Source organism: Janthinobacterium sp. Mn2066, from assembly GCF_049319705.1.
GTDB lineage: Bacteria > Pseudomonadota > Gammaproteobacteria > Burkholderiales > Burkholderiaceae_D > Janthinobacterium.
Genome location: NZ_JBMOUF010000049.1, coordinates 1 through 286, shown reverse-complemented (window position 1 = coordinate 286; position 286 = coordinate 1). Strand labels below are relative to the sequence as shown.

1 tRNA gene is annotated in these 286 nt (G+C 52.4%); it reads right to left on the bottom strand.

The features are described 5' to 3' along the window. Position 1: 1 nt before the first annotated feature. Positions 2-77: transfer RNA gene (locus ACL9RI_RS27700), tRNA-Ala, on the bottom strand. Between the last annotated feature and the right edge of the window lie 209 nt (positions 78-286).

Here is a 286-nt window from a genome sequence, read left to right as displayed (position 1 = left end):
TTGGTGGAGGTAAGCGGGATCGAACCGCTGACCTCTTGCATGCCATGCAAGCGCTCTCCCAGCTGAGCTATACCCCCTGGGCGCAGAAATAATAAAAGCCGCACTTGGCGACTTTGTTCCACTACTTGCTTTCCATCCAGAGCCCGCTTTTTACGAACCTGAACTTACAACAATCAGTACAAACAACTGCCACTACTATACCACAACTACCTGGCGTCCCCAAGGGGATTCGAACCCCTGTACTCACCGTGAAAGGGTGATGTCCTAGGCCTCTAGACGATGGGGA